Source organism: Hoylesella pleuritidis (genome assembly GCF_963541955.1).
GTDB classification, from domain to species: domain Bacteria; phylum Bacteroidota; class Bacteroidia; order Bacteroidales; family Bacteroidaceae; genus Prevotella; species Prevotella pleuritidis.
This window is the reverse complement of the sequence record NZ_CAUTUT010000005.1, coordinates 123,911-131,839: the sequence shown is the minus strand read 5'-3', so window position 1 is coordinate 131,839 and position 7,929 is coordinate 123,911. Positions and strand designations below refer to the sequence as shown.

The following is a 7,929-nucleotide window of genomic DNA, read 5'->3' as shown; positions in this document are numbered from 1 at the left end:
CACGAAGTGAATGCCAAATACGGTTTATGTTGGGATGATTGGGAGTAAGTAATGATGAGTAGCTCAATATGATCAATATGTATTATTTTATGAGTAACCGATTTCTTTGTTCCCGTTTGAAAGATTGTCATTAATAATGATGCAAATCTATCTACTATAACGCGAGTTCGGGATAAGTTTGTATTCTGAGAGTGAATTCCGAAAGGGTGTAACAGATATTATCGACAATGCCTTTCACCCCACGAGTGGGGTATCTCTGTATACCACGAGTGGAGTGTCTTTGTATATCACTCGTGGGGTAAGTTGGGCGATGTCTTAGCTAAGAAAATGTTTATCCTAAACTTGTCTTACAGTAAGTCGTAAGCCTATGTTAATTGATGATTAGAGATACTTTTATAAAGCGTTAAAAGGTGTGGGGATTTTGAAGTCTCTTTGCAAGTATTTTATGCAGTTATATGTTATTTGATTTTGTATAACGGCGACAAAGGTGTCGAATAATCCTTAAAGGAATAATATTTCGACAATAAATTCAGATTCGTGTCGTTTTTTAATAAATCATTTAGCAATATAATTCGATATAATATGGCGAGAAATTTATTGGTTTTATTTCTTATTTTTCTTCTGTCTCCTTGTCTCTGCTGTGCTTGGCGTGCGGATTCCTTAGCATCAGCTCTGTCAGTAGATACGCCGATTGTGAGACAGTCGCTGTTGAAAAAGGCATTCTCGGACAATATTCCGTATGTTGGTCTTGGTCTTGTTGCTTCCGGGTTTGCTGTCAGATCTCAGAAAGAAGATTTCAGAGAATTGCGCCATTATTTCAAACCTAACTTCCATACAACGTGGGATAATTATACTCAATACACACCTTTTCTTGCGGCTTGGGCATTGAAGGCGTGCGGTGTCGAGGGCCGTAGCTCGTGGAAACGGATGGCTGTGAGTAATGTTCTATCGTTCGGGACGATGGCTCTGTTGGTGAATAGTATCAAGCATTCAACTCGTGAGTTGCGTCCTGACGGTACTTCACGCAACTCTTTTCCGTCTGGACATACGGCCACTTCATTTGTCTGTGCCACCATTTTACATCGTGAATATGGTTTGACCCGTAGCCCTTGGTACAGTATTGCCGGTTATTCGGTAGCAACTGTTACGGGGGTATGCCGTATTTTGAATAATCGCCATTGGGCTAACGATGTGCTTGTAGGTGCAGGTGTGGGTATCGTTTCGACCAATGTGGGGTATTTTCTCGGTGATTTACTTTTTAAAGATAAGGGAATACAACGTACTTGGCGTACGAATATGAATCCTGATTTGTCGAAACATCATTCTTTTCTGAGTCTTGGGGTGCAGATCGGCACAGGTCCGCGTCATCTGAATATGGCCGAAGTATATGATAACTATGACGAGAATATGCATCCTTACGAGACAGATGATCCCCGGGGCGTGAGCCATCCGTTGGGATTGCGACTCCGTTTGGGTACCAGTTCGTCGGTGAAAGCAGAAGGAGCTTATTTCCTGAATCGCTATTTCGGTATCGGCGGAAGCCTGCGTGCCACGGTCATTCCCCTCACAGCTACAGTAGATTTGACGAAAGGCTTCCGCTATAATTTGAATAAAAACAATCCCGGAAGTATCGGTGATCAAAGGTTTGCCCGCTTTGTCGGTGTTGAATCCAATCATATCGGCATGTTTGATTACAGCGGGGGAGCTTATTTTTCGTATCCGTTCAACAACAGATTACGATTCGGAACCAAATTGCTTATTGGTCGACGGCTGACCACAGCCTATAATGTTGATGCACTTTTAGATGTTGATGTACCGGCGATGAGAAGCTTTATTCAAAGTTTGGATCCGTCAGATAAACGTTATTTTGCTTCTCCCGAGGATAAGGAGGAATTTCTCAATACGATGAAAAGTTGGGGAGATGGGAGGAATATGCACAATAATAACTTTCTCTCAATTAAAGCCAATCGGGCGATAGTTTACGAAACGGGATTATCTCTTACGTGGGCTTATAAAGGAGGAATGGCTCTTATGCTGAGTATGGACTATGATTATGCCAATCCGAAATACGTTTACGAACTCAATAATCGGTGGGAGACTGATACACAAGGCATTGGACGTTATGTTACCGATACTTTCAAGCATCGTACTTCTATGCATCATCTGAGTTTAGGATTAGGTGTGGTATTAAGCTTGTAATCGATATGTCGAGAAGAAATCTGTAAATTAAACAGCGATGAAATTCAGAACGATAGTCGATATCGAGAAACCGGCGTTCGAGATTATGCCTTGCGAGCAGATGCTTTTTGTTGGATCGTGTTTTGCCGACAGTATCGGGCGCCGGTTTATTGCAGATAAATTCCGTGTCGAAGTCAATCCTTTCGGTGTAATGTACAATCCCGTCAGTATTCTGCATACTGTTGTTCGTACATCGTTTGTGCCTCGCGTGGCCGTCTTTACGTTAGGAACCAATCGTGTATATGTGTTGAAAGAGACGGGTAAAGTGGTCGACAATTGTCAGAGAAGGCCCCCAAATTTGTTCTGTGAGAGACAACTTGCTGTTGAGGAATGCGCTGAAAGTCTATCCGAATCCGTAAAGATCTTACGCCGACGAAACCCGAATGTGCGGATCATCGTTACCGTGAGTCCTATTCGTTATGCAAAATACGGTTATCACGGAAGTCAACTTTCCAAAGCAACTTTGTTGTTGGCAGCTGATCGCTTAGTGCAGATTTATCCCGAAACAGTGACCTACTTCCCTGCTTATGAGCTCATTAATGACGAGCTCCGAGACTATCGTTTCTATCGTGAAGATATGCTTCATCCTACGGATCAGGCAGTAGAATACATTTGGCAACGATTTGCCGAGATGTTTTTCAGTTCCACCACCAAACAGTTTCTTGAAGAATGGCGCCCTGTTAAGGAAGCATTTGCCCACCGACCTTTTAATCCCGAGTCGACCGAATACTGCAACTTTATTGCCCGAATGCAGGAGAAAGCCGAAGCGTTAGCACGAAAATATCCGGGACTGGAGCTCGATACCGGTATTACCCATTTATAATCAAAGAAATGAAAGATGTTATATCTGTTGTGGAAACCGGTAAAATAGGCATCTTTTGCATTCCTATTATTTTGTATTTATATATGGTTGATTTTCAGGAGGATATGGATGGAATTTCAATGGACTGTCAATCGTATGCTGTTTGACGGTTAATTGCTCGCCGTTTAGAGGTTGATCGGTTTGTAACTAACCGTTAAACGGCGTACAATTAATGGTTAGTTATCCACCGATTAACGGCTTTTTGCAGTATCATTGGTTATTTTTGATGGATAATGGGAGGGATAGAGGTTTGATAAAATAAAATGCACTGAACGGGATTTGTCAGTGCATTTTGTGATTATATTGCAATTGTCATTAATCGCTTTGCGATGAAATTAAGCGGCGTTTCAATACAGGCAGATGTTTTTTCTTACGTAGCCATTCTGCTTTCCGACGCTCGTAGTCGAGCTGATGACGTTCTAAAAAGTTGTCTGCCATCATTTAAACCTGCTATATATGACCTTGATTGTTACAGGGGAATTGGTATTTTGGCTTCCGCCTACTAACTTGGTGCTTGTCATCGACATATCGTGAACAACGCGGGTCAATATCTTGATATCGTTTCCTGATGCATCTTTGCTTGTTACATAGGTTGTAGAAACAGGGATAATGACTGCTTTATTCCAGTTGGATGACTTTTTTCCGGACTTATACATTGCCGAAACCATACCTGAAATATTGTTGAAAGTATAAGTGTTATAATTATAACTCGTTGCTTTGTCATAGGTCGCGAGGAATGAATTCTTGTTATTTGCGATCCGATTGTTTTCAAAGAATGAGTAGAGACTGTCTTTGGGAATTATCAATAGAGTTTCTGGTGCTTTCAATGCATAATCGCTTTGCACGGTGTTATTGATGCGTGTCAACACGATTTTAGCCGAATTGATGGTGTCATTCTGATGCTTTGCCATTATCTCTTCTACCGGAATGGTTATCTCAGTGAATATTCCCGACGGGGTTTTCAGATATGTGCATGTATTGTCTGCAGCTAACTTCGTAATCGTGTTGCGGTCGTTCGTCACTGTGGTCTTCTGCAATACTTCCTCTGTGCCGACAAATGATGCGGCTCCCGGTACTGTAACGAGACTGTCTACCTTACCTTTCGACGATTTGATTTTTGTCTTATACCTTAAATATATATTTAATTGGCTGTTAGTAACGTATGCCATCGAACCTAAACCACTTTGACTTTTCAGGAAGAAACCAGGTACAACGTTGTGTATAAATCTATAAGAGTTTTTGAAATTAGCCGGATTTTTATAGTAATTGCGCATCACATAAGTTCCGTAGTTATTATAAACTGTTCCGTCTTTGTCAATGTATTCCTTGTCGAGTCGGATGCGAACGCTCGGTGTGTAATTCTTAGACCGTCTTTCTTTCTCGCTTACGCTTAAATCTGTCAATGTATAGGTTTGGTCTGCTTGCAGTCCGTCGGTGCGCACATAACCTTCTTTCAATGGGTCGAAATTAGAGTAATATTTCACGCCTTCTTCCATCGGCTTACCCATTTCGTATGCCGTGAGCTTCATTGCAGCCAAAGAATCTCCGTAGAATTTCGTATAAAATAGACGGATATCGCACGAGTCGGCTATGATTTCACCATTGAGCTTACTGGCAACGCTGTCTCGTATGGGGAAATTTTGTGTGTAATCTTCTAATGCGTGGAACTGAATCATACAGTCGTTGGTGATATATGCACCTGTCTCTGGGTCTCGAATTTTTCCTAAATAGGCTGTACTATTGCGGGCAAGAACGGAGTCTGCCACGATGGAACGCGTGGAAACAGTAAATGTATCAGTAGTGATCTCTAACTTATCAACATTGTTCGTGAGACCGGAACCGATGTCATTCGTCGTGTCATCGCACGAACTGAAAGCCAGTGCAGCAACAACTAAGCTTCCTAATAATTGGAGTTTCATTGTGAAAAGATAAATGACGGGTGATTAATCTTTATCCGGAAAGATCTGATTATAAAAGTCTTTATAAGCTTTGCCGAAATCTTCGCCGGGATAATTTAGTATAGGAAGTCCTTTCTCTTGGGCATATTTGAGTAAATCTCCATTTGCTTTTTGGCTGGCTTCAACCACTCCGTCTGAGTAGTCTATAGCGAGTTTACCCAATTCAAAGAAGTCAAATTTGTCGGCATAAGGCTTCAATAGTTCAGCTTTTGCCTCTCTGAACTCGACACAATGCTTGAAATTGTCACCTGGATTTGTCTTCAATTGCTCGTGAAACAAGGATGTGATGACTTTTGTATTAGCAAAAGACGGCTCGTCTTTATAAGCTGTTTTGATGTAAAGAGGTATGACAGAAGCCATCCATCCTTGGCATTGAATGACGTCAGGAGCCCAGCGAAGTTTCTTGACAGTCTCTAAAACGCCGCGCGCAAAGAAGATGGCACGTTCTCCGTTATCGGAATATTCTACGCCCGATTCATCTACGATCATCTGTCGTTTGGTGAAATAATCATCGTTGTCAATGAAATATATCTGAATATGTGACGATGGTATGGAGGCTACTTTGATGATCAATGGGTGGTCGGTATCATTAATAATGAGATTCATTCCGGACAAACGGATAACTTCGTGCAGCTGTCCGCGACGCTCATTGATGTTTCCCCACTTAGGCATAAACGTCCGAATTTCAAGCCCTTCATCTTGAATCTTGTGTGGAAGTTCGCGACCCATAATGGATAATTCCGTTTCCGGGACATACGGAGCTATCTCTTGGTTGATGAATAGGATTTTCTTAGCCATACTCTAATTTGTTTTCTTGATAATGCAAAGGTAATAAAAAAACTTCACAAAAGGCTGAATCTGTGCAGATTTTACGGCGAAGCGCGTGTTTATTGGGATATTTTTATAATTATTCTTTCTTCTTTAAGGAAAATGATAGTATTTTTGCAACGCAATAAGAAATAGGTATAATGAAAGTATTTAACAAGATTGTAGACCTCCAAAACGAACTGTTCGCATTTCGGAAAGAGGGTAGGGTGATTGGGCTTGTGCCCACAATGGGAGCCTTGCACGAAGGTCATGCATCATTAGTAAGGCGGAGTGTCGCCGAGAATGACATCACTGTAGTTTCTGTTTTCTTGAATCCCACACAGTTTAATGATCCAAATGATTTAGAGAGATATCCACGGACACTGGATGCCGACTGTCGACTTTTAGAGCAAGTAGGTGCTGCTTATGTCTTTGCTCCATCCGTTAGTGAGATGTATCCGGTGCCCGACACGCGTCGTTTTGAGTTTCCACCCGTTACCACTGTAATGGAAGGAGCCAAGCGCCCGGGGCATTTCAACGGTGTTTGTCAGGTTGTCAGCCGCTTGTTCTATATTACTCGTCCTACAAGAGCTTATTTCGGAGAAAAGGATTGGCAGCAGATTGCAGTCATCAAGCAATTAGTTCGATTCCTCGGGTTAGGCATTCAGATCGTTGAATGTGATATCATCAGAGATTCGGACGGACTTGCCAAGAGTAGTCGGAACGCTTTGCTCACGCCTGGTGAGCGTGTAATCGCTCCCACGATATATCAAACAATGTTGGCGAGTGTCGATTATGCAAAGGCGCATTCGGTGCAAGAGACGTTGGAAAAGGTGACGAGTGACATTAATTCCGTTGATGGGTTAGAGGTGGAATACTTCTCAATCGTTGACGGAGATACTTTGCAAGAGATCGGCTCTTGGGACGATTCGCCTAACATAGTGGGCTGCATTACCGTCTATTGCGGTACCACTCCCATCCGTCTTATCGACCACATCAAGTATAAAGAGCCGAAAATAGGAGAGCATTAAACGATGATGATAGAAGTATTGAAATCTAAGTTACACTGTGTTCAGGTTACGGAAGCGAATCTGAATTATATGGGCAGTATCACGATTGATGAGGATTTGATGGACGCAGCCCATTTAATCGCCGGCGAGAAAGTGCAGATCGTGGATAATAATAATGGTGAACGTTTAGAAACTTACATTATCAAGGGCGAGCGCGGCAGTGGTTGTATTTGTTTGAACGGTGCAGCTGCGCGTAAGGTGCAGGTTGGTGACACCGTGATAATAATCTCTTACGCTTTAATGGAGTTTGAAGAAGCCAAAACTTTCAAACCTACTGTTATTTTCCCCGAGAATAATCGATTGCCTGAATAACGGTTACTCATTTGTTGAATGTAAAATAAAAATGCTGTGATTTGTTGTCACAGCATTTTTATTGATATATTTTTGAGAAACAGATTATTCGATAACCACAAGCGGAGTATCCTCCATCACGCTCTCACCCTGCTTCACACAAACAGCCGTAACCTTACCTGATTTCTCGGCTTCGATATTGTTGGCCATCTTCATTGCTTCAAGAACAACGACCGTATCGCCCACAGCCACTTCATCGCCGACGGCAACTTTGATTTCAGTAATTACGCCCGGCAGCGGTGCTTTCACTGCATTAGCCGTATTGACAGATGCTGCCGACGCTGTATTCTCTTCCGAAGCAGCCGGTTGGGCAGTTGCTTGGACAACTACTTTTTTCTTTTCCTGTTCGGGTTCCGGCTCCATTTCAACCTTGAATTCCTCACCATTGACTGTTACATTAGCAACATTTTCCTCGATGTCACCTATGGCAACCTTGTATTCTTTGCCATCAATTGTATATTTATATTCCTTCATTTGCTCTTAGGGTTTAGCTGTCATTGAAATGAATTTGGCATTCCACATTGTCGCACGGGGCGCTATCGTAATGATGCCCGGCTCTTTGTCGTGCACATTATTACCCCTGAACTCGTGCAGAGCCAGTGCTATTGCCGCATAAATATGCTTGTCTTTCTTCAACATAATA

The 7,929-nt window shown here is 42.3% G+C and carries 9 protein-coding genes; 4 read left to right on the top strand and 5 right to left on the bottom strand.

Annotated elements, in window-relative coordinates; translation table 11 throughout:
• Positions 1-582: 582 nt before the first annotated feature.
• The gene (locus RWY97_RS03490; RefSeq protein WP_315565544.1) at positions 583-2,199 is read left to right on the top strand and encodes a phosphatase PAP2 family protein; all 1,617 of its coding nucleotides are present in this window, start codon (positions 583-585) and stop codon (positions 2,197-2,199) included.
• 37 nt (positions 2,200-2,236) lie between these two features.
• Positions 2,237-3,061, top strand: coding sequence for a GSCFA domain-containing protein (locus RWY97_RS03485; protein WP_024991357.1), 825 nt, complete (start codon positions 2,237-2,239; stop codon positions 3,059-3,061).
• A gap of 354 nt (positions 3,062-3,415) precedes the next feature.
• Here RWY97_RS03485 and RWY97_RS03480 read toward each other — a convergent pair whose 3' ends face one another.
• The 3 genes from RWY97_RS03480 to RWY97_RS03470 are packed head-to-tail and all read right to left on the bottom strand — an operon-like array spanning position 3,416 to position 5,856.
• On the bottom strand, positions 3,416-3,538 hold the full coding sequence (locus tag RWY97_RS03480; protein ID WP_315565547.1) for a dehydrogenase: 123 nt from the start codon (positions 3,536-3,538) through the stop codon (positions 3,416-3,418).
• Positions 3,538-5,019, bottom strand: a complete 1,482-nt coding sequence (locus tag RWY97_RS03475) for a DUF4270 domain-containing protein (RefSeq protein WP_315565543.1) — start codon at positions 5,017-5,019, stop codon at positions 3,538-3,540. Before RWY97_RS03475 ends, RWY97_RS03480 begins: the two co-directional genes overlap by 1 nt.
• 24 nt (positions 5,020-5,043) lie before the next feature.
• Positions 5,044-5,856 carry a glycogen/starch synthase gene (locus RWY97_RS03470; RefSeq protein WP_021583951.1) on the bottom strand — a complete coding sequence of 271 codons (813 nt, stop codon included), beginning with the start codon at positions 5,854-5,856 and terminating at the stop codon, positions 5,044-5,046.
• A gap of 170 nt (positions 5,857-6,026) precedes the next feature.
• Between RWY97_RS03470 and panC the strand changes: the two genes are divergently transcribed.
• Positions 6,027-6,896, top strand: coding sequence for a pantoate--beta-alanine ligase (panC, locus tag RWY97_RS03465; protein WP_315565542.1), 870 nt, complete (start codon positions 6,027-6,029; stop codon positions 6,894-6,896).
• A gap of 3 nt (positions 6,897-6,899) precedes the next feature.
• Positions 6,900-7,247 carry an aspartate 1-decarboxylase gene (gene panD / locus RWY97_RS03460; RefSeq protein ID WP_024991353.1) on the top strand — a complete coding sequence of 116 codons (348 nt, stop codon included), beginning with the start codon at positions 6,900-6,902 and terminating at the stop codon, positions 7,245-7,247.
• 84 nt (positions 7,248-7,331) lie between these two features.
• Here panD and RWY97_RS03455 read toward each other — a convergent pair whose 3' ends face one another.
• Positions 7,332-7,760: a biotin/lipoyl-containing protein gene (locus RWY97_RS03455; protein WP_315565541.1), complete on the bottom strand. Its 429-nt coding sequence runs from the start codon at positions 7,758-7,760 to the stop codon at positions 7,332-7,334.
• A 6-nt stretch (positions 7,761-7,766) separates the two neighbouring features.
• Positions 7,767-7,925, bottom strand: a complete 159-nt coding sequence (locus RWY97_RS03450; protein ID WP_021583957.1) for a hypothetical protein — start codon at positions 7,923-7,925, stop codon at positions 7,767-7,769.
• Between the last annotated feature and the right edge of the window lie 4 nt (positions 7,926-7,929).